Below are 20,993 nucleotides of genomic sequence, written 5' to 3' on the forward strand. Positions count from 1 at the left end.
CTAGATCTCATGAAGGAAATATGACGTTTAGATGAAATTTGGCATCTCCCGCTGTCGTGGAGGTCTTTCTTACCGTTACGCTCCCGCGCAGCGCGGGTCTGCAGTCCACCTATTGAGGAGAGTTCGATGGCCTTTCGTTTCGATGCGCGGCAAGCAGCTGACGAGGAAGTCCGCCGCGTGGTGACGGATCGTCTGGTACAGGCTGAGACGTCCCTGGCGAGCGGTACCCCCAAAGGCGTCCACGAGACGCGCAAGCGCCTCAAGGAACTACGCGCCCTCTTGCGGCTGTTGCACGGCGCCCTGGGCAAGCGTGCCTTCGCCAGTCGCAATCGGCGCCTGCGCGACCTGGGCCGCCAGCTGTCGTCGCTACGCGACAGCGCCGCCCTGGTGGAAAGCTGGGACAAGCTGGGTGAGTCCGACCGCAAGAGGTTCGCTTCGCCGGCCATGAAGCGGGTGCGCCAGCGCCTGCAGGAGCGCGCCGACCAGCAGATCGCCGCGGCCAGCGGCCATCCCGAGTTGCTCGAGGAACTGACCGCCCTGCGCGAGGAAGTGGCCGGTTGGAAGCTCTCCGGCAAGGGCTTCGGGCTGTTCGCCCGTGGCCTGGAAGACAACTACAAGGCCGGGCGCCAGGCGCTCAAGACCGCCCGCGACAAGCCCACCGACGAGACCCTGCACGACTGGCGCAAGCGGGTGAAGGATCACTGGTATCACACCCAGCTGCTGGCCGCGGCCTGGCCGGCGGAATTCAAGACGCGCCAGAAGAGCCTCAAGCGTCTTTCGGAATACCTGGGCGACGATCACGACCTGGCGGTGATGCAGCTGTTGCTGGAAAGCGAGCCGACGCTGTTCGGCGCCAGCAATACCCGCCTGGCCATTGGCGAGAGCCTGGCCCAGCAGCGCGAGCGCTTGCAGGCGAAGGCCTTTTCCCTGGGCCTGCGTCTCTATCTGGACAAGCCCACCGCCCTCGCCGAACGCTGGCGGGACCTTTGGCGATTGGCCAGCCGCCCTTATGAGTCGCGCAAAGCCAAGCCCAAGAGCGCCAAGGTCCCTGCCGGGCTGTTGCCACACCTGGTCGAAGAATCGTCAGTCTAACGCCTGGGCCAGACGGATTTGTCGCACGTGGTGGTGGTCCAAGGTCAGGACATACCACCACGACGAGGTCTCGCGATGAAATCCAAGCTGCTCGCTTCCCTGTTTGCCTGTTCCGTCCTGGCCAGCACCGCGGCCCTGGCCGACCAGCCCGGCGCCGACTGGATGCCCATGAACGACGTCAAGTCCAAGCTCATGGAGCAGGGCTACACCTCGATCACCAAGATCGAAGCCGATGACGGTCAGTGGGAAGGCGAAGGCATGAAGAAAGATGGTATGAAGTATGACTTCCATGCCGACGCCAAGACCGGCAAGATCACCAAGGAAAAGATGGACATGTGATCTCTCGGGGACCTGGCCGTAGCGCCGGGTCCCCCTTCGCGCCTGCCGTCTCTTTCCCACACCCTCTTCGTCCGGTCGGCCCTTCCTGAGCCGCCCTCTTCGTCACCTAGGAACCCCCATGTACAGTACCGCTTTGGTCGAGCTGCTGCGCACCCACGAGCGGGCGCTGCTCGACGCCTGGATCGGCGCTCAGCGCGCGGCCGGCATGCGCATCGACCTGCTCGACGAAACCACCATCCTGGCCAACTCCGCCGAGCTGTTGCGGCGCATCACCGTGGCCGCCGCCCAGGGCCTGGGTGATCTGCGCGAGCCGCACTGGCAGCCGGTGCGCGCGCTGCTGGAGCGGTTTTCCTTCGACCAGAGTCGTGCCGGCCTGACGCCGTCGCAGACGGCGACCTTCGTCTTCTCGCTCAAGGAGCCGCTGTTCACGCTGATCCAGAACGAATGCGACGATCCCCTCGCCGAAATCTGGGCCGCCACCCGGCTGATCGACGACCTCGGTCTGTACAGCATGGAAAGCTATGTGAACGGTCGCGAGACGGTGATCCGCGAGCAACAGGAAAGCATGCTGGAACTGTCCACCCCGGTGGTGGAACTGTGGGACGGCATCCTGGCCATCCCGCTGATCGGCGCGCTGGACAGCAACCGCACCCAGGTGGTGATGGAGTCGCTGCTGGAAAAGATCGTCCAGACCGAATCGGACCTCGCCATCATCGACATCACCGGCGTGCCCACGGTGGACACCATGGTCGCCCAGCACCTGCTCAAGACGGTGACCGCCGCCCGGCTGATGGGCGCCCAGTGCATCATCAGCGGCATCCGCCCGCAGATCGCCGCCACCATCGTCCATCTGGGCGTGGACCTGGGCGATGTCATCACCAAGGCGTCGCTGGCCGATGCCTTCCGCCTGGCCTTGCGCCAGCAGGGCGTGCGCCTGGCCGCCCCCGCCAAGGGCTAGGAGCGCGCCATGATCGACCGGATTCCGATTCTCAAGCTCGGCCCCTTCCTGCTGCTGAGCATCCAGGTGGACATGCACGACCAGCTGGCGCTGGACCTGCAGGAAGACCTCACCGAGCAGATCGTCCGCCACAAGGCCAAGGGCGTGCTCATCGACATCTCGGCCCTGGAAATCGTCGACTCCTTCATTGGCCGGATGCTGTCCCACATCGCCCAGGTCTCGCGCATCCTCGATGCCAAGGTGATCGTGGTCGGCATGCAGCCGGCGGTGGCCATCACCCTGGTGGAACTGGGGCTGTCGCTGGAGGGCATCGCCACGGCGCTGAACATGGAAAAGGGCATGCGCCGGCTGGAAGCCATGGTCGCCGCGGACGAATCGCTGGAGGAGTCAGAGGGTGGCGAAGACACAGACGCTTCCACTCCGCCAGGAGACTGACATCGTGCTGATCCGTCAGCAGGTGCGCAAGGTCGCCGAAGCCATCCGCCTGGGCCTGATCTCCCAGACCAAGATCGTCACCGCGGCCAGCGAGATCGCGCGCAACGGCCTGGTGTACGGACTGGGCGGCGAATGCCTGATCGAGGAGACGGTGCGCGCCGGCAAGCCGGCGATCCGCCTGGTGATCCGTGATCGGGGTCCGGGCATCGCCGACCTCGACCGCGCCATGGTCGACGGCTACACCTCGGGCAAGGGCCTGGGTCTGGGGCTGTCCGGTTCGCGGCGGCTGGTGGACGACTTCCACATCGAGAGCCAGCCCGGCCAGGGCACCACCGTCGAGCTCTGGAAGTGGCGATGAACGACCAGCCGTGCAGCCTGGTGCTGCCGGTGACCACCACGGTCCATGTCGATGCCGCCCGGCGCGCCCTGGTCCGCCTGGCCGGCACCGTCACCACCGACGAAACCCTGCTCGGGCGCCTGACCATCGTCGCCCAGGAGCTGGGCTACAACCTGGTTCGGCATGCCGGACATGGCGAACTCCTGGCTACCCTGAGCGGCGAAGGCGTGCTCGATGTCCTGGCGGTGGATCGCGGTCCGGGCATGCACGACGTCGCCCGCTGCCTGAGCGATCACTACAGCACGGCCGCGACGCTGGGTGCCGGCCTGGGGGCGATCCGCCGGCAGGCCGATGTGTTCGACATCCATTCGCGACCCGGTCAGGGCACCGTGGTGCTGGCCCGCTTTCATCTGGCGGGCACGCCCAGCAGCCGGCTGCAGCATGGCGCTCTGTGCACGCCGCACCCCGAGGAAGAGGTCTGCGGCGACACCTGGGCGGTCAGCGGGCGTCGCCTGCTGGTCTGCGATGGCCTGGGACACGGCCGGCAGGCCGCCACGGCCAGTCGCCGGGCGCGAGAATTGTTCCTGCGCCATGGCGCGCACCTGCCGCTGCAGCGACTGATGGAGAATCTGCACCAAGCGCTGATGGACACCCGTGGCGCCGCCCTGGCCCTGGCCGAGCTGGACCCCGATCAGGGCCAGGTGAGCTTTTGCGGCATCGGCAACATCGCCGGGCGCCTGCTCGGCAACACCTCGCGCAGCCTGGTGTCCAACAATGGCACCCTGGGCTACCGGATCGGACGGATCCAGACCTACACCTACCCCTGGACACCCGGCACCCTGCTGGTGCTGAACTCCGATGGACTGACGTCCAAGGTAGGCCTGGGCGAGCACTCCGGGCTCGGGGCGCGCCATCCGGCGCTGATCGCCGCCCTTCTGCATCGCGACTTCCGGCGTTCCGCCGACGATGCCACCGTCTTGGTACTCAAGCATGTCTGACGTCTTGCCCCTGCTGACCCTCGCCCTGCGCAGCGAGCAGGACATCGTACATTGCCGCCAGGCCGCCAAGCGCCTGGCCGCGGCTCTGGAATGGCCGGTGCTGGAGCAGATCCGTCTGGCCACCGCGGTCTCCGAACTGGCGCGCAACATCCATCAGTACGCCGGCAGCGGGCATTTCGACTTCGCCCTGCTGCGAGATGACGGCCAGCGCCTGCGCGGCCTGGAGGTGCGGGCGGTCGACCAGGGCCCGGGTATCGCCGAGATGGACGCCATCCGCGCGGGCAGCTATCGCTCCAACACCGGCATGGGTATCGGCCTGCGCGGCGCCCAGCGGCTGTTCGACGACTTCGACATCCAGACGTCCCCCGCCGGCACCTGCATCACCGCCCGCAAGTACCAGGCGCCACGGCCCTTTCCCGCCGCTGACCTGCTCCAGGCGCTGACGGCCGACCTGCAAGGCAGTCCGCCACCGGATCCCTATCAGCAGATCCGCCTGCAGAGCGAAGAACTGCTGCTGACCAACACCGAACTGCAACTGCGCCAGTCGGAACTGGAGGTCACCAACAAGGAACTGGAAAACACCAACCAGGGGGTGGTGGCGCTCTATTCCGAATTGGAAAAGGCCACCCAGGAACTCAAGGAGGCCAGCGAGGCGAAGACGCGCTTCTTCTCCAACATGACCCATGAATTCCGCACCCCGATCAACATCATCGAGAACGTCGCCAAGCTGCTCGCCAGCGGCGTGGACGGGGCGCTCAATGCCGAGCAGCAGCGCCAGGTACGCTTCATCAGCGATGCGGCGCTGGAACTGGCCAATCTGGTCAGCGAATTGCTGGCGCTGGCCGAGGTGCAGTCCGGTCGCCTGACCATCGTGCCCCAGCCCTTCCCGCTGGGGCCCTTCGTCGACCGCCTGGAACAGTTCGCCGCCGCCCTGGCGCCGCGCTATCCCCAGGTCAGTTTCAGCGTCGCCCCGCCGCCCGCCGAGGTGCTGCTGGATACCGACGAGAGCCGGCTGTTCCAGGTGCTGCGCAATCTGATCTCCAACGCCTTCAAGTACACCCCTCGGGGCCAGGTGCGCATCCAGGTGTTCCAGCCGGACGACGCCAGCCTGGAATTCTTGGTAGAAGACAGCGGCATCGGCATCGCCGCCGCGGATCAGCAGAAGATCTTCGAGGAATTCGAGCGGATCCGCTCGCCGCACCTGACCCATATCGAAGGCACCGGCCTGGGCCTGCCCCTGGCGCAACGCCTGGCCGTGCTGCTGCGCGGCGAGCTGTCCCTGGACAGCGAGGTCGGCCGCGGCAGTCGCTTCACCCTGCGCCTGCCGCGCCACTACGCCAGTCACCGCGCTGCCGAACCGGAACCCGATCTCAGCGGCCTCACCGTGCTGGTGATCGAAGACAACGAAGGGGATCGCTATCTGGTCCGTCGTACCCTCGAACGACTCAATCCCGTGCTGCTGGAGGCCGACAGCGCCCGCAGCAGCCTGGATCGGCTCAATGCGGTACGCCCGGACATCATCATCCTCGACCTCGACCTGCCCGACATCAACGGTGAGGATCTGCTCGCCAGCATGGACTGGAGCATGCACCGACGGGTGCTGATCAACACCGCCCAGCCCCTGGACGAGGCGGGTCGCCAACGCCTGCAGGACTACTGCCACGCCATCCTGTTCAAGCACGCCCCCGATCACGCCGAGCGGCTGCTGGCCGAGGTCTGTGCGCTGGCGCGGAGCCTGTCCGATGACTAGTGCCCAGCGCCGTATCGTCATCATCGATGACACCGAGGCCAATCGCTATGTGCTGCGCAAGATCCTCGGCAGCCAGACCCACTACGAAGTGCTGGAAGCGGCCAGCGGAGCCGCTGGCCTGGCGCTGATCGACGAATCCGTCGAACTGGTGATCATCGACGTCAATCTACCGGACACCACCGGCTTCGAGCTGATCCAGGCCATCGAGCACAGGTGCGGTTGGGGTCGGCTGCCGGCCATCATCAACATCTCGGCCACCTTCGTCTCCGGCAAGGACAAGGCCCAGGGCTTCAACACCGGGGCCCAGGCCTACCTGACCCACCCGATCAATCCGGAAGAGGTGCTGGCCACCGTCGGCGCCCTGCTCAAGGCCAGCTCCCGGGTCGGGCACATGGAGCAGCAGCGCAATTCAGCCATCGCCCGCAGCGAGAACCTGCAGGCGGAAAAGGTCATGCTGGAACGCTTCATGAGATCGCTCAACCACGACCTGCGCTCGCCGCTGACCGCCGCCACCATGGTGGTCAACCTGATGCAGCGCAGCCCGGCGCGACGCACCGACGATCTGCTGCAGACCTTGCACGACAACCTGCAGCGCATGAACCAGATGATCACCGACGTGCTGGACATCAGCCACATGAGCCTGGGCGGCGGCGTCCGTCTCAGCGGCGATCCGCTGGTGCTGGGTCCGCTGCTGAACGACGCCGCCGCCAATCTACGGCTGCAATTCGGCAATCACCTCGAGCTGCAACTGGAGACCCCGGAGCTGGAGGTGCTGTGGGACAGATACGCCTTCCTGCGCATCTTCGACAACCTGGTGCTCAACGCCGCCAAGCATGGCGACACGGGAACGCCGATCCAGGTGCGGCAATGGCTGGCTGGCGATCAGGTCATGCTGGAGCTGCGCAACCTGGGGCAGTTTCCCGACGAAGTCCTGGCCAACCTGGCCACGCCCTATTTCATCTCCACCCGCAGCGACAAGCGCGGCTGGGGCCTGGGACTGCCCATCGTCAAGGCGCTCAGCGAAAGCTTTGGTGGCGAGGCGCGCTTCGCCAATGGCGCGGGCGAGGTGATCATCACCCTGCACCTGCCGCTGCGCCTGGCCTAGCGCAGCGCAGCGCCTAGGGACCGGATGTAGGTGGAGCTGAGACAGCTCCACCGTCGCAGCCCGACATGGCGGGCTCGACCTGAACAGCGTTGGGCTTCGCTGCGCTCAGCGCCAACCTACTGAAGTTCGTGATGTAGGTTGGGCTGAGACAGCTCTACCGTCGAAGCCCAACAGGGCGGGCTCGATCTGGGCAGCGTTGGGCTTCGCTGCGCTCAGCGCCAACCTACTGAAGTTCGTGATGTAGGTTGGGCTGAGACAGCTCTACCGTCGAAGCCCAACAGGGCGGGCTCGACCTGAAAAGCGTTGGGCTTCGCTGCGCTCAGCGCCAACCTACTAGAGTTTCGTGTCGTAGGTTGGGCTGAGACAGCCACCGTCGCAGCCCAACAGGGCGGGCTCGATCTGGGCAGCGTTGGGCTTCGCTCAGGTTCAGCCCAACCGCCCTCCTCCTCAGAACTCGATCTGCACATCCCCCTGCGGAATACTGCAGCAGGACAGGATGTAGCCTTCGGCCTCGTCTTCCTCGGTGATGCCGCCGTTGTGGTCCATGACCACCTCGCCGCTTTTCTTGAGCACCTTGCAGGTGCCGCAGATGCCCATGCCGCAGGCCTTGGGAATGTGCAGGCCGAGCTTGGCCGCGGCGCCGTGGATGGTTTCGCCCGGGCCGATGCTGACGCTCTTGTCGCTCTCGGTGAAGGAGATCAGGCACTGGGCTTCCAGGGGAATCGGCGGCAGGTCGGCGGCGGCTTCGGCCTGTTCGGCGGCTTCGACCTTGGCTTCCGGTGGCGTCGCGCCAAAGGATTCCTCGTGGTAGCGGGTCATGTCGAAGTCCAGCTCGCGGAGCATGGCCTTGACGGCGTTCATGTAGGGCGTGGGGCCGCAGCAGAAGATCTCGCGCTCACGAAAGTCCGGCGCCATCAGCTCCAGCATGCGGCGATCGAAGTAGCCGCGGAAACCGGCCCAGGACTCACCGTGCTCGGTGCGCTCGCATACCAGGTTCAGGGCGAAGTTGTCGATCCGCGCGGCCATGTGCTCCAGCTCACCCTGGTAGATGATGTCGCGCGGGGTGCGGGCGCTGTGCACGAAGACCATGTCGACGCTGGCGTTGGTGTCGTAGAACCAGCGCGCCATGGACATCACCGGGGTGATGCCCACGCCGCCGGAGAGGTAGAGCACCTTGTCGGCCGGGTAATCGATGGCGTTGAACAGGCCGACCGGGCCATGCACGGCCAGGTTTTCACCGACCTTGAGGTTGTCGTGCAGCCAGTTGGATACCAGGCCGCCCGGCACGCGCTTGACGGTGATGGAGAAGCTGTAGGGCACCGAAGGCGAGCTGGAGATGGTGTAGGAGCGCATCACCTGCCGGCCATCGATTTCCAGCTCCAGGGTCACGAACTGGCCCGGCTTGAAGAAATACATCAGCGGGATTTCGGCCGTGAAGCAGAAGGTGCGCACGTCCCAGGTTTCCTGGATGACCTTGACGCAGCGCACGGGGTGGCGGCCATTGGTCCAGGTCTGGGTGGTTACGGGGTTGAGGAAGGTATTCATGACGCACCTCGACTGCCACTGGGGCTATTGGCGGCGATTCTGGGAGGGCCCCACGACCGCCACTTTCCCAATCGCGACATCCACATGCCGATGGCGACCGGCCCAGCAGTGGCAAGGGCTGGGGCGTCGTGAACAGCGTCGGCCATGTCGCCCATGAGCAAGGCCCCCTCCCGGCTCCGGCCCCACACTCCGCCCCAAGCCGAACCTGAACAGCGCGCGACGGGCGAAGCACGGGGTCATTCGGCGGCCCTGTCCTGTCGGCCAATAGCCTTGCAATACCGTGACCAACCACTTTCGCCACCCGCCGCGGTGGCCACGAGGATGTACGATGGACGTCAGCACCTTGAGTTTGGGCGACCCTCTCGATCCGGCCCGCAAGGCCACGGCCGAGATGCTGCGCACCCGCGAGCGCACCTATTCCCTGCCCCAGCCGTTCTACAACGACGAGCGCCTGTTCCAGATCGACATGCAGGAGATCTTCGGCAAGGAATGGCTGATCGCCGGCATGACCTGCGAGATCCCCACCAAGGGCAACTTCATCACCCTGCAGCTGGGTGACAATCCCATCCTGGTGGTCCGGGGTGCCGAGGGCAAGGTCCACGCCTTCCACAACGTCTGCCGTCACCGCGGTTCGCGCCTCTGCGTGAGCGACAAGGGCAAGGTCGCCAAGCTGGTCTGCCCCTACCACCAGTGGACCTACGAGCTGGACGGCCGTCTGCTGTTCGCCGGCACCGAGATGGGCGCCGACTTTAACATGGCCGACTTCAACCTCAAGCCGATCCACGTCAAGACCGCCGGCGGCTACATCTTCATCTCCCTGGCCGACGAACCGCCGGCCATCGACGACTTCCTGCGTACGCTCGAGCACTACATGGAGCCGTACGACATGGAGAACGCCAAGGTCGCGGTACGCACCGACCTGGTCGAGCAGGCCAACTGGAAGCTGGTGCTGGAAAACAACCGCGAGTGCTATCACTGCAGCGGCTCCCACCCCGAGTTGCTGAACACCCTGCTGGAATGGGACGACGTCACCGATCCGCGTGCCTCCCAGGCATTCAAGGACCAGGTCGCCGCCTGCACCACGCGCTGGGACGCCGACAACATCCCCTACGCCCATGCCAGCTTCGGCTTGCGCAACCGCATCGTGCGCATGCCACTGCTCGCCGGCACCGTGTCCATGACCCTGGACGGCAAGCCCGGCTGCCAGAAGCTCATGGGTCGCATCAAGGACCCGGACCTGGGCTCCATGCGCATCCTGCACCTGCCGCACTCCTGGAACCACTGCATGGGCGATCACATGATCGTCTTCACCGTCTGGCCGCTGGGTCCGACCGAGACCGTGGTGACCACCAAGTGGCTGGTGCACAAGGACGCCGTGGAAGGCGTCGACTACGATCCGGTCAACCTGCGCAAGGTCTGGGATGCCACCAATGACCAGGATCGCCGCCTGGCCGAGGAAAACCAGCGTGGTATCAACTCCAAGGCCTACCAGCCGGGTCCCTACTCAAAGACTTACGAATTCGGCGTGATCAACTTCATCGACTGGTACAGCGAGCGGCTGCTCAACAATCTCGGCGAAGAGGCGCCAGCCGCGCATCTACGCCAGGTCGGCGGTGACTGAGGAACGCGAATTCCAAGCCGCCCATGGAGTCGCAAGGGCTCCATGGGCATGCCAATAAACTGTCTTTATGTTAATGCGGTTTTTTGACGCACCCCTTTTCAGCGTCTTTATTTTAAAACATCACATAAAGTTGTGAGCCTGTTCACGTTTTGAATCGTCTTTCATGGGCTCATCATGACTCTTCGCTCGCTGTCCATCGCTACTCGCAATCTGCTGTGTTTTGGCATTCTCGCGACACTCGTCGCTGCCCTCGGCTTGTTCGGTTGGTTTCAGTTGGCGCAAATCCGCCAGTTGGGTCATCAGGTAGAACAGCGCCATATCCCCACGCTCGTCGCCGCCAATGACTTGGGGATGCTGCTGGCCCGAACCCGCATCGAAACCCTGCGTCTGCTGGCCATGCCCGATGCCGAAACCCTGACCAACACCCGCAAGAAGCTGGACGACCTGAGTACCGAGGTCCAGGCCGCCTTCGGGCGCTATCAGCAAGGCGCGCTGTCGCCACAGAGCCGACAGGCGCTGGACGATCTGCGCCAGGTGCACCGGGAATACATGCAGGGCGTACGGCAGCTGGCCGACCTGGCCGGTGCCGGCCAGATGGCCGAGGCGCGCCAGGTGGTCCAGCAGAACATGGCGCAACTGGGTCTCCGGATGAACGCCAGCATCGAGACGCTACGCAACGTGGTCCAGCAGGATATCCATACGGCCAGTAACGAGGCCGATACCGCCTATGCGCGCTCTACCACCGTGACCTGGCTGATGATCCTGCTGGCGCTGGCCCTCACCGCCCTGCTCGCCTGGCGGCTGACCCGCAGCATCGCGGGGCCCATCGCCCAGGCCGTTGCGGCGGCGCGTACCATCGCCACCGGCGACCTGACCCAGCCGCTGGACGCTCGCGGGCGCGACGAGGCGGCCCAGCTGCTGCAGGCCATGCAGCAGATGCAGGGCCAGTTGCGCGAGACCCTCGCGCACATCGGCGATTCGGCCACCCAGTTGGCTTCAGCCGCCGAGGAGATGACCGCGGTGACTCAGGAAAGCGCCCACGGCCTGCGCCAGCAGAATAACGAGATCGAAATGGCCGCCACGGCGGTCACCGAGATGAGCCAGGCGGTCGAAGAGGTCGCCGGCAATGCCGGCTCGACCTCCACCGCGTCGCGCCAGGCCGCCCAGACCGCGGCCCAGGGCCAGCGCCAGCTGGGCGAGACCCTCGGCGCCATCGAAGCCCTCACCGAGCAGGTCCTCGGCGCCAGCGCCCAGGCCCGTGAGCTGGAAAGCCAGACCCGCGACATCAGCCAGGTGCTGGATGTGATCCGCGCGGTGGCCGAGCAGACCAATCTGCTGGCGCTCAACGCCGCCATCGAGGCCGCCCGGGCCGGTGAGGCGGGCCGCGGCTTTGCCGTGGTGGCCGACGAGGTACGGGCCCTGGCCAAGCGTACCGGGGACTCGACCAGCGAGATCGAGAAGATGATCGGCAATATCCAGCAGGGCACTGGCCAGACCGTCGATGCGCTGCTGAGCAGTGCCGATCAGGCACGACTGACCCGGGAACAGGCCCAGGCGGCCAATGCCGGCCTCGCTGCCATCGCGGATGCGGTATCCGGCATCGACGAACGCAACCTGCTGATCGCCAGTGCCGCCGAGCAGCAGGCCCAGGTGGCCCGCGAGGTGGATCGCAATCTGGTACGCATCCGCGATCTATCGGTGCAGACCGCCGCCGGTGCCGAGCAGACCCGGGGCGCCAGCCAGCAACTGGCGGATCTGGCAGCGACCTTGAGTGGTCAGGTACGCCGCTTCCAGTTCTGAGCGAGTATCAGCCCCTAGGCTAGAAGCCGTCGGGTCGTCAACAGTCAGCTTTAAGACGAATGACCATAAAGTCGCGGCGCCTCTAGCCGTTAAAGGAGACCTCACTCTTCACCGGGGCTGCCGCCGTGACCTTTCGTTCCTTCTCCCTCGCCATTCGCAGTGTGTTGTGTTTCGGCCTGCTGGCCATCCTCGTCGCCAGTCTGGGCCTGTTCGGCCTGCTGCAACTGTCGCAGATCCGGGCCCAGGGCCAGGTGATCGAGACCAACAATGTGCCCAGCATCGTCGAAGCCGACAACCTTGCCCTGCAACTGGCCCGCACCCGGGTCGAGGTACTGCGCCTACTGGCCATTCCGGACGCCGCTACCGTCGCCAACACGCGCAAGAAGATCGACAGCATCAATGCCGACATCGGCGCCGCTTTCGGTCGCTATGACAAGCTCGTCAGCAGCGACCGCGAGCGCCAGGCCTTCGAGGCCCTGCGCCAGATCCATGGCGACTATGTCCGCTACACCGCGCAACTCGCCGACCTCATCGGGGCCGGCAAGGTCGACGAGGCCCGCAGCCTGATCCAGACCAGCATGGCCCAGCTCGGCGTACAGATGAACGAGCGCACCGAAGCCCTGCGCAAGATCAACCAGGAAGACATCAAGGCCGCCTCCCAACACTCCGGCGACACCTATGCCCAGGCCACCTCCATCACCTGGATGGTCATCGCCCTGGCCCTGGGTCTGACCGTGCTGTTGGCCTGGCGCCTGACCCTGAGCATGACCCGGCCCATCGCCGAGGCCGTGGCCGCCGCCCGGACCATCGCCAGCGGCGATCTGACCCAGACCCTGGATACCCGCGGTCACGACGAAGCCGCCCAGCTGCTGCAAGCCATGCAGCAGATGCAGACCAATCTGCGCGACACTCTGGGGCACCTGGGCCATTCCGCTACCCAGCTGGCCTCCGCCGCCGAGGAAATGACCGCGGTCATGCAGGAGAGCGCCAACGGCCTGCAACAGCAGAACAGCGAGATCGAGATGGCGGCCACCGCGGTCACCGAGATGAGCCAGGCGGTGGACGAAGTGGCCGGCAATGCCACCTCCACCTCGTCCGAATCGCGCCAGGCCGCCGATACCGCGCGCCAGGGCCAGCGGCAGCTGGGCGATACCCTGGGCGCAATCGAGGTGCTCACCGAAAACGTGCTGGGTGCCAGCGAACAGGCCCGCCAGCTGGCTGAACAGACCCGCAACATCAGCCAGGTGCTGGACGTGATCCGCTCGGTCGCCGAACAGACCAACCTGCTGGCGCTCAACGCCGCCATCGAAGCCGCGCGTGCCGGTGATGCCGGTCGCGGCTTCGCCGTGGTCGCCGACGAGGTGCGCGCCCTGGCCCATCGCACCGGTGAATCCACCCGCGAGATCGAAGGCATGATCGGCAGCATCCAGCAGGGCACCGGCCAAACCGTCGATGCGCTGCTGACCAGCGCCGACCAGGCGCGCCAGACCCGCGAGCAGGCGCAGTCGGCCAACGCCGCCCTGGCCGCCATCGCCCAGTCGGTATCGGGCATCGACGAGCGCAACCTGGTGATCGCCAGCGCCGCCGAAGAGCAGGCCCAGGTGGCCCGCGAAGTGGATCGCAACCTGGTGCGCATCCGCGATCTGTCGGTGCAGACCGCCGCCGGTGCCGAACAGACCCGCGCCGCCAGCCAGCAGCTCTCCGAACTGGCGGTGGAGCTCAACGGCCAGATCCGCCGCTTCCGCGTGTGACCTGTCCGGCAGGGACACCCCTGCCGGATCCCATCGCGGTGGCAAAACCGGGAGGCGACCGCTACGCTGGCGCCTTCGCCCACCGCGCCTCTCTCGCATGAGCTATCGCTACGTCATCTTCGACTTCGACGGCACCCTGGCGGACAGCCTGCCCTTTCTGTTGAGCTGCCTGGGCGAGCTGGCGCGAACCCATGGCTTTCGTCAGCCAGCTGCCGACGAGTGGCCCCGGCTGCGTGCCGCCTCCCTGACCGGCCTGCTCGACAGCCTGGGCATCCCGCTGTGGCAGGTACCGCGCATCGCCCGCCACTATCGCCGCCTGCTGGTCCAGCGCGGCGACCAGGTGGCGCCCTTCGCCGAGATTCCCGCCACCCTCGACCGGCTCCAGGCCAACGGCCTGGCGCTGGGTCTGGCGACCTCCAATTCCGCCGCCGCGGTCCATCAGGTACTGCCCCAGGCCGGACGGTTGTTCCCCGATGGCGAATTCGATATCCCCCTGCTGGGCAAGGCCCGGCGCCTGACACGGCTGCTCCGCCGCCAGGGCATCGCACCGGCCGAGGCGCTCTATGTCGGTGACGAGCTGCGCGATCTCCAGGCTGCGCACCACGCCGGGCTGGATTGCGCGGCCGTGGCCTGGGGCTATGGCTGCCCGGCGACGCTGCGTGCGCAGCAGCCCGATCTCTTCTTCGAACACCCAGCCGAGCTGTTGCGGCTGCGGCCCTCCCCCTGCTGAAGGAATGTCCATGAAGTCTCTGTTGCTGGTCGCTGGTCTTTGTCTGAGTGGTGTGCTGCACGCCGCCGAGCTGCAGGTGCGGGTGGAGACGGTCGATGCCTCGGGGGGCCAGTTGCTGCTGGCGGTATTCGATAGCGAAGAGGCCTGGAAGGCGCACAAGACGCCGGTGGCCCAGGCGCATCTCGCTGCACAGGCAGGTGCCCAGGAACAGCGCTTCGACCTGCCGCCCGGACGCTACGCCGTGTCGGTCATCCACGACAGCAACAGCAACAGCCAGCTGGATACCAATTTCATCGGCATGCCCACCGAACAATACGGCTACAGCAACAATCCGCCGTTGCGCATGCGCATGGCCACCTTCGAAGAATGTGCCTTCACCCTACCGGCTGCCGGTCTGCGCCAACAGGTGACGCTGCGCTAAGACGCAGGCTTAATGCACAGGCTTCCAAACAGAAAATCAACAGAGTTATCCACATGGCTTTTAGCGGCGATGGCTGAACTCCGAGCTGAACAGGCGTGGATAACTCCTTGGGCTGGCGAAAGAAATCCCTTAACTCGGACATATCTCGAAAAACTGGTCATTATTTGATCGATCCTCTGGAGACCGCGCCAGCTCTGGTCTCTGGCACTGGACGAACAACCTATCCACAGCCCTATGCAACGCTATTGTGGGTTGTGGAAAACGCCTGAAACAGTATTGATCATTTTTTGTACGATCCTCTGCAGGCCTTGCCAGCCCTGGCGTACAGATCAGGTCCCACATCTTTTCCACAGGCACGCACACAGCAGATGTGGGCAAACCCGCCAGGAGAAACGTCTTCTGGGGTCATGCATAGCCTGAGCGGAATTGGTTATTTATTGAGCAATTTTCCTTGGACAGTTGCCCCAACGGTTGCTGACAACTTGCCCAGGGCTTATCCACAGCCTTTACCTGTCAAGCAATGACGGCACGACAGGCAATCGTCCGCAGCCTGACCGGTTGAATCTGACCGTCGCCAATTCGATCAACAAGGTCAGTATCCCCGCAGCCCTTCTGGCGCGCGGCTTTGCGCCGGTAGCGAACAGACTGCCCACAACCTTATGCACAGTTTGCAAAGCATTCAGACATAAAAAAGACCGCTTTAGGCGGTCTTTTCAAGCACTGGCAAGTGCTCAGCGCGCGGTGCGTACGCTGTCCGACAGCTGCTTGCAGAGGCCGAGCACGCCATCGATGGCAGCGCCCGAGGATTCGGCCTTGGCGATCTGGTCGATGAATGCCGAACCCACCACCACGCCATCGGCGATCCGGGCGATCACCCGGGCCTGCTCCGGGGTACGGATGCCGAAGCCGACGGCTAGCGGCAGGTCGGTGAAACGACGCAGGCGCGCCACGGCGGCCTCGACGTGCTCGGTGGTGGCCGAGCCGGCACCGGTCACGCCCGCGACGGATACGTAATAGACGAAGCCGGAGCTGGTGTTGAGTACGCGCGGCAGGCGGGCGTCATCGGTGGTCGGGGTGGTCAGACGGATGAAGTCGATACCGGCGGCCTGGGCCGGCAGCGCCAGCTCGGCGTCGTGCTCGGGCGGCAGGTCGACCACGATCAGGCCATCCACGCCCGCTTCGGCGGCTTCCACCAGGAAGCGCTCCACGCCATAGCGATGGATGGGGTTGTAGTAGCCCATCAGCACCAGTGGCGTCTCCCCTTCCCCACGACGGAAGTCACGCACCATCTCCAGGGTCTTGGCCAGATTCTGGCCACCCTGCAGGGCACGGAGGGCAGCGGCCTGGATGGCTGGACCGTCGGCCATGGGATCGGTGAAGGGCATGCCCAGTTCGATGACGTCGGCGCCGGCCGCCGGCAGGCCCTTGAGGATGGCCAGGGCGGTGGCATAGTCCGGATCGCCCGCGGTGGTGTAGGTGACCAGGGCCGCGCGGCCCTCGGCCTTCAGCGCGGCGAAGCGGGTTTCCAGACGGCTCATAGCTTGTCTCCCAGGTGACTCATCACGGTCTGCATGTCCTTGTCGCCGCGGCCCGAGAGGCAGATCACCATGAGGTGGTCCTTGGGCAAGTGCGGCGCGCGCTTGTAGGCCTCGGCCAGGGCGTGGGCGGATTCCAGGGCCGGGATGATGCCTTCCAGACGGCAGGTCTGGTGGAAGGCGGTGAGCGCCTCGTCATCGTTGATCGGTACGTATTCCACCCGCTGCACATCATGCAGGTGGGCGTGCTCCGGGCCGATGCCGGGATAGTCCAGACCGGCAGAAATGGAGTGGGCGTCGATGATCTGGCCGTCGTCGTCCTGCAAGAGGAAGGTGCGGTTGCCGTGCAGTACCCCGGGCACTCCGCCATTGAGGCTGGAGGCGTGCTTGTCGGTGTTCACGCCGTGACCACCGGCCTCGACGCCGACGATGGCGACGTCGGTGTCATCGAGAAATTCGTGGAACAGGCCCATGGCATTGGAGCCACCGCCGACGCAGGCGATCAGGCTGTCGGGCAGGCGCCCTTCCTTTTCCAGGATCTGCGCGCGGGTCTCGCGACCGATCACCGCCTGGAAGTCGCGGACCATGGCCGGATAGGGGTGCGGACCGGCCACGGTGCCGATCAGGTAGAAGGTGTCGGCGACGTTGGTCACCCAGTCGCGCAGGGCCTCGTTCATGGCGTCCTTGAGGGTACCGGTACCGGCGGTGACCGGAATCACCTCGGCGCCCAGCAGCTTCATGCGGAAGACGTTGGCCTGCTGGCGATCGATGTCGGTGGTGCCCATGTAGATGACGCAGGGCAGGCCGAAGCGCGCGGCCACGGTGGCGGTAGCCACGCCGTGCATGCCGGCGCCGGTCTCGGCGATGATGCGGGTCTTGCCCATGCGCTTGGCCAGCAGGATCTGGCCGATGCAGTTGTTGATCTTGTGCGCGCCGGTGTGGTTCAGCTCTTCGCGCTTGAGATAAATCTTGGCACCACCGAAATGCTCAGTCAGGCGCTCGGCGAAGTACAGCGGATTGGGCCGGCCGATGTAGTCGCGCTGAAAATAGGCCAGCTGCTCGAGAAACGCCGGATCTTCCATGGCGGTCTCGTATTCGCGCTGCAGATCGAGGATCAGCGGCATCAGGGTTTCGGCGACATAGCGGCCACCGAACTGGCCGAACATGCCTTGAGCGTCGGGGCCCTGGCGATAGGCGGTCTGGGTCATGGGATTCTCCTGCGAAGATGGATCTACCTTACCTGCTTGAGTGCCAGTGATAAATCGATAAGATCGCGATGACCCGTCAGGAAATCTCACAGATGAGCGAACCCCGCGACCTGCCTCCCCTGAATGCCCTACGTGCCTTTGAAGCCACCGCTCGTCTGGGCGGTATGAGTCGCGCCGGAGATGAACTGCATGTGACCCACGGCGCCGTGAGTCGCCAGATTCGTGCACTGGAGGAACAGCTCGGGGTGGCGCTGTTTCGCCGTGAAGGCCGGGGGCTGGCGCTGACCGAGGCTGGGCTGCGCCTGCGCGAGGTGAGCGGTGAGGTTTTCGAACGGTTACGCGAGGTGTGCGCTGAACTCAAGGCTGGCAGTCGCCAGGGACCCTTCGTGCTGGGCTGCCCGGGCAGCCTGGTGGCCCGCTGGTTCATTCCGCGACTGGATCGCCTCAATCGCGATCTGCCGGAGCTGCGCCTGCACCTCTCGACCCGTACCGACGATACCCCGCTGGCCGCTGCCGGCCTGGACGCCAGCCTGTTGTTCACCGAGACGCCGCCACCACAGGACGTGATGCCCTATCACCTGGCGCCCGAGCGGATCGGGCCTGTGCTGAGTCCCTACTGCCCGGCCTATCTGCGGCTCAGGGACGGTGATCTGCAGGCCTTGCTGGCGGAGCGACTGCTGCACACCCTGTCGCGGCCCCAGGCCTGGCCACAGTGGTTCGCCACCCAGGGCCTGGCGGCGCCGGTGCTGGAGTACGGGCAGGGCTTCGAGCACCTCTATTACCTGCTGGAGGCGGCGCTGTCGGGATTGGGGGTGGCGATCGCACCGGAACCACTAGTGGCGGCGGATCTGAAGGCGGGCAGGCTGGTCGCACCCTGGGGCTTCGCGACGACCGGTGCGGAGTTGGCGCTATGGGCGCCGGGTCGGTTGGCGGACGAGCGCGTGGAGCGGTTGGCGGCTTGGCTCAGACAGGAGCTGGCCGAGCGCTAGCGCCCAAGGCATCCCGTGGGATGCCTCGAACTGCCACGATCAGTGGTCGCCGCGCAGCAGCGCCCAGCCGACCAGAACGGTCACGCCAGCGGCGATGCCGACGGTGGCCCAGGGATGTTCGCGCGCCACGCCACTGGCGGCACGGCCGTACTGACGGGTCAGGCGACGCACGTCGTCATAGACTTCTTCCAGCGAATCGCCCGAATGATGCAGGGCTTCGCGAGCGGTGCTCTTGAAGGAGTTCAGGCTGCTGCGGGATTCGCGCGCCGCGTTCTTCTTCAGCGATGCCAGCGAGTCGAGCAGGCTGTTGATTTCGTTCTCGATGCTGGCGATGGACGCCTGGTAGTCGGTGTTACGGGCCATGACAACCTCCTGAGATGGACGGATTCAGGAAATGTGACTACCGAGCCGTTGGAAAGTGCTGCATAGCCGTATCCGAGAGCCTGGGCAGTGAACTTATCGGGACCTTTCGCAGCCTCAAATGGCAGAGGCACCCTTCCCGGCGAGTCGACCGCGACACCGGTCAACGCGTTGCCGGCTATCCGCTGCAGCGCCCGTCATTGCTGACCCAGGAGATTTTCATGTCCGATCATCACACCTACAAGAAGCTGGAAATCGTTGGCTCTTCCACCACCAGTGTCGAGGACGCCATCAATAATGCCCTCGCCGAGACTTCCAAGTCGGTGAAGAACCTGGAATGGTTCGAAGTGGGTGAAATCCGCGGTCATATCCAGGACGCCAAGGTGGCGCACTATCAGGTCACCCTGAAGATCGGCTTCCGTATCGAAGCCAGCTGAGCAGCTATTCAAGACCTCCCTCCCCTCGCAAAAGGACAGGCAAGATGCGTAGAGTCGTGATTACCCTCGGTTTGTTGGCCCTGAGCAGCGGAGCTTTCGCCGCTGGCACCTCGTGCGACACGGTCAAGGCCGATATCGATGCCAAGCTGCAGGCCAAGCAGGTAGCGCACTACAGTCTTGAGGTGGTGGACAAGGGCAGCGCCAGCGCCTCCGCCAAGGTGGTGGGCAACTGCGAAGGCGGTAGCAAGGAAATCGTCTACCAGCGTCGCTAGGTCTCCGGCTGCCGGGTGCTCCCCAGGTAGCGCCGGCCGCTGCCGATGCAACGCCCGCCACCGAGAGGTGGCGGGCGTTGTCGCATCTAAAGGTCCGTAGCAGGTCCGAAGAATTCGTGACGGATCTGCTTTTCCGGCACCCCCAGCTCCAGCAGATCCCGTCGCACCTGGGCCATGAAGGGCTGCGGGCCGAGAAGGTAGGCGTCCAGGTCGCGATCCTTGGGCAACCAGCGCTGCAGGCGCGTCCGGTCCAATCGCGAGGCGTAGGCCTCTTCCGCCACCGGCTCGCTGTAGCAGAAGTACAGCTGCAACTGCGGGTGATGGGCGGCCTGCTCTTCCAGCCAGTGCCCGAAGGCCTGCACCCCGACATGGCGGGTGCAGTGGATCAGCTGAATCGGCCGGCCGCTGGGCAGGGCCGCCGATACCATGGGCAACAGCGGCGTGATGCCGACGCCGCCAGCGATCAGCAGCAGCGGCTTGGTCGATTCCTGCAGGACGAATTCGCCGGCTGGCGCGAAGACCTGCAACACGCCGCCTTCATGGGCATCGGTGTGCAAGTAACGCGAAACCACCCCACCTGGCTGATGCTTGACGCTGATGCGATAGCCCTGGCCATCGCTGGCCGCCGAGATCGAATAGTTGCGCCGGTATTCGACCCCGTCCAGGGTCAGGCTCAGACCCAGATACTGGCCGGGCTGGGCGATGCTGGTCGGCAGGCCGTCCACCGGCTCCAGGTAGAAGGAGCTGATCTCTTCGCTTTCCGGTTCGATCCGCGCGATGCGGAACGGGCGTCCGCCGCGCCAGCCTCCAGGCGCCTCGGCCTGGGCCGCATAGCGCTGTTCCTCGGCACCGATCAGCAGGTTGGCCAGCTGACCATAGGCGGCAGCCCAGGCATCGATCACCGCATCGGTGGCGACCTCGGCTCCCAGCACCTCGCGAATGCTCTGCAGCAGGGCGATACCCACCAGCGGATAGTGATCCGGCTGGACCTGCAGGGAGACGTGCTTGTTGACGATCTGCTCCACCAGCAGCCCCAAGGTATCCAGGCGATCGATGTAGCGGGCGTACATCAGCACCGCCCGGGCCAGCGCTCGCGCCTGGGCACCACTGGCCTGGTGGGCGCCATTGAACAGCGGGCGGATCTCGGGATTGTCGCCCAGCAACTTGGCGTAGAAATGCCGGGTGAGGACCTCGCCCCCGGTTTCCAGCAGGGGGACGGTAGCCGTGATGATGGCTTTTTGGTCGGATGACAGCATGGCAGGGATCTCCAAACAGGACTGCCCTGTCCCTATCACGAGTCGTGCCAGCCT

21 protein-coding genes and 2 pseudogenes are annotated in these 20,993 nt (G+C 65.3%); 17 read left to right on the forward strand and 6 right to left on the reverse strand.

The window, feature by feature from the left end; genetic code table 11:
- Nucleotides 1-126 precede the first annotated feature (126 nt).
- From NRG74_RS17095 to NRG74_RS17130, 8 genes are all read left to right on the forward strand, one after another.
- On the forward strand, nt 127-1,092 hold the full coding sequence (locus NRG74_RS17095; protein ID WP_257704894.1) for a CHAD domain-containing protein: 966 nt from the start codon (nt 127-129) through the stop codon (nt 1,090-1,092).
- Nucleotides 1,093-1,167: 75 nt separating this feature from the next.
- Nucleotides 1,168-1,431 (forward strand): PepSY domain-containing protein, encoded by a 264-nt coding sequence (locus tag NRG74_RS17100; RefSeq protein ID WP_007160186.1) that lies wholly within the window; start codon nt 1,168-1,170, stop codon nt 1,429-1,431.
- Between the two features lie 118 nt (nt 1,432-1,549).
- Nucleotides 1,550-2,389: an STAS domain-containing protein gene (locus NRG74_RS17105; RefSeq protein WP_017641530.1), complete on the forward strand. Its 840-nt coding sequence runs from the start codon at nt 1,550-1,552 to the stop codon at nt 2,387-2,389.
- A gap of 9 nt (nt 2,390-2,398) precedes the next feature.
- Nucleotides 2,399-2,824: an STAS domain-containing protein gene (locus tag NRG74_RS17110; protein WP_064307122.1), complete on the forward strand. Its 426-nt coding sequence runs from the start codon at nt 2,399-2,401 to the stop codon at nt 2,822-2,824.
- A 4-nt stretch (nt 2,825-2,828) separates the two neighbouring features.
- Nucleotides 2,829-3,182 (forward strand): ATP-binding protein, encoded by a 354-nt coding sequence (locus NRG74_RS17115; protein ID WP_257704895.1) that lies wholly within the window; start codon nt 2,829-2,831, stop codon nt 3,180-3,182.
- Nucleotides 3,179-4,159 (forward strand): SpoIIE family protein phosphatase, encoded by a 981-nt coding sequence (locus NRG74_RS17120; RefSeq protein WP_017641527.1) that lies wholly within the window; start codon nt 3,179-3,181, stop codon nt 4,157-4,159. Before NRG74_RS17115 ends, NRG74_RS17120 begins: the two co-directional genes overlap by 4 nt.
- Nucleotides 4,152-5,909: an ATP-binding protein gene (locus NRG74_RS17125; protein ID WP_184289240.1), complete on the forward strand. Its 1,758-nt coding sequence runs from the start codon at nt 4,152-4,154 to the stop codon at nt 5,907-5,909. Before NRG74_RS17120 ends, NRG74_RS17125 begins: the two co-directional genes overlap by 8 nt.
- On the forward strand, nt 5,902-7,014 hold the full coding sequence (locus tag NRG74_RS17130; protein WP_257704896.1) for a hybrid sensor histidine kinase/response regulator: 1,113 nt from the start codon (nt 5,902-5,904) through the stop codon (nt 7,012-7,014). The genes NRG74_RS17125 and NRG74_RS17130 overlap by 8 nt, the downstream gene beginning before the upstream one ends.
- Before the next feature lie 447 nt (nt 7,015-7,461).
- Here the strand turns inward: NRG74_RS17130 and NRG74_RS17135 are convergent, their stop codons facing one another.
- The gene (locus tag NRG74_RS17135) at nt 7,462-8,559 is read right to left on the reverse strand and encodes a hybrid-cluster NAD(P)-dependent oxidoreductase (protein WP_017641524.1); all 1,098 of its coding nucleotides are present in this window, start codon (nt 8,557-8,559) and stop codon (nt 7,462-7,464) included.
- Between the two features lie 328 nt (nt 8,560-8,887).
- Here NRG74_RS17135 and gbcA point away from each other — a divergent pair, with 328 nt between their 5' ends.
- Complete coding sequence (gene gbcA, locus NRG74_RS17140) at nt 8,888-10,180, forward strand: glycine-betaine demethylase subunit GbcA (RefSeq protein ID WP_017641523.1); 1,293 nt, start codon at nt 8,888-8,890, stop codon at nt 10,178-10,180.
- A gap of 120 nt (nt 10,181-10,300) precedes the next feature.
- Here the strand turns inward: gbcA and NRG74_RS17145 are convergent, their stop codons facing one another.
- Complete coding sequence (locus NRG74_RS17145) at nt 10,301-10,498, reverse strand: hypothetical protein (RefSeq protein WP_257706634.1); 198 nt, start codon at nt 10,496-10,498, stop codon at nt 10,301-10,303.
- Between NRG74_RS17145 and NRG74_RS17150 the strand changes: the two genes are divergently transcribed.
- The 5 genes and pseudogenes from NRG74_RS17150 to NRG74_RS17165 all read left to right on the forward strand — a co-directional run bounded on the left by NRG74_RS17150 (nt 10,406) and on the right by NRG74_RS17165 (nt 14,882).
- Nucleotides 10,406-11,980: a methyl-accepting chemotaxis protein gene (locus NRG74_RS17150; protein WP_231356102.1), complete on the forward strand. Its 1,575-nt coding sequence runs from the start codon at nt 10,406-10,408 to the stop codon at nt 11,978-11,980. The two genes, NRG74_RS17145 and NRG74_RS17150, sit on opposite strands and share 93 nt — an antisense overlap.
- A gap of 161 nt (nt 11,981-12,141) precedes the next feature.
- Nucleotides 12,142-12,588: pseudogene (locus tag NRG74_RS24695) on the forward strand (MCP four helix bundle domain-containing protein); the annotation flags it as partial.
- Between the two features lie 21 nt (nt 12,589-12,609).
- A pseudogene (locus NRG74_RS17155) lies at nt 12,610-13,731 on the forward strand (methyl-accepting chemotaxis protein); the annotation flags it as partial.
- Between the two features lie 97 nt (nt 13,732-13,828).
- Nucleotides 13,829-14,461 (forward strand): HAD hydrolase-like protein, encoded by a 633-nt coding sequence (locus NRG74_RS17160; RefSeq protein ID WP_257704897.1) that lies wholly within the window; start codon nt 13,829-13,831, stop codon nt 14,459-14,461.
- 10 nt (nt 14,462-14,471) lie between these two features.
- Nucleotides 14,472-14,882 carry a DUF2141 domain-containing protein gene (locus NRG74_RS17165; protein ID WP_064307115.1) on the forward strand — a complete coding sequence of 137 codons (411 nt, stop codon included), beginning with the start codon at nt 14,472-14,474 and terminating at the stop codon, nt 14,880-14,882.
- A gap of 731 nt (nt 14,883-15,613) precedes the next feature.
- On the opposite strand, the gene trpA is transcribed toward NRG74_RS17165, so the two are convergent.
- Together trpA and trpB are read right to left on the reverse strand one after the other, a co-directional pair.
- Nucleotides 15,614-16,420: a tryptophan synthase subunit alpha gene (trpA, locus tag NRG74_RS17170; protein ID WP_257704898.1), complete on the reverse strand. Its 807-nt coding sequence runs from the start codon at nt 16,418-16,420 to the stop codon at nt 15,614-15,616.
- Entirely contained in the window at nt 16,417-17,625 is a 1,209-nt protein-coding gene (gene trpB / locus NRG74_RS17175) for a tryptophan synthase subunit beta (protein ID WP_064307113.1), read from the reverse strand. Before trpB ends, trpA begins: the two co-directional genes overlap by 4 nt.
- A 92-nt stretch (nt 17,626-17,717) precedes the next feature.
- Here trpB and NRG74_RS17180 point away from each other — a divergent pair, with 92 nt between their 5' ends.
- The gene (locus NRG74_RS17180) at nt 17,718-18,614 is read left to right on the forward strand and encodes a LysR family transcriptional regulator (protein WP_184289254.1); all 897 of its coding nucleotides are present in this window, start codon (nt 17,718-17,720) and stop codon (nt 18,612-18,614) included.
- A 39-nt stretch (nt 18,615-18,653) separates the two neighbouring features.
- Here NRG74_RS17180 and NRG74_RS17185 read toward each other — a convergent pair whose 3' ends face one another.
- Nucleotides 18,654-18,977: a DUF883 family protein gene (locus NRG74_RS17185; protein WP_007160170.1), complete on the reverse strand. Its 324-nt coding sequence runs from the start codon at nt 18,975-18,977 to the stop codon at nt 18,654-18,656.
- 218 nt (nt 18,978-19,195) lie between these two features.
- Between NRG74_RS17185 and NRG74_RS17190 the strand changes: the two genes are divergently transcribed.
- On the forward strand, nt 19,196-19,411 hold the full coding sequence (locus tag NRG74_RS17190) for a dodecin (RefSeq protein WP_017641514.1): 216 nt from the start codon (nt 19,196-19,198) through the stop codon (nt 19,409-19,411).
- Nucleotides 19,412-19,455: 44 nt separating this feature from the next.
- On the forward strand, nt 19,456-19,683 hold the full coding sequence (locus NRG74_RS17195; RefSeq protein WP_017641513.1) for a DUF1161 domain-containing protein: 228 nt from the start codon (nt 19,456-19,458) through the stop codon (nt 19,681-19,683).
- 86 nt (nt 19,684-19,769) lie between these two features.
- Here NRG74_RS17195 and hmpA read toward each other — a convergent pair whose 3' ends face one another.
- The gene (gene hmpA / locus NRG74_RS17200; RefSeq protein WP_257704899.1) at nt 19,770-20,939 is read right to left on the reverse strand and encodes an NO-inducible flavohemoprotein; all 1,170 of its coding nucleotides are present in this window, start codon (nt 20,937-20,939) and stop codon (nt 19,770-19,772) included.
- Nucleotides 20,940-20,993 lie beyond the last annotated feature (54 nt).

It is taken from the genome of Pseudomonas oryzihabitans (assembly GCF_024652905.1).
GTDB classification, from domain to species: Bacteria; Pseudomonadota; Gammaproteobacteria; order Pseudomonadales; family Pseudomonadaceae; genus Chryseomonas; species Chryseomonas benzopyrenica.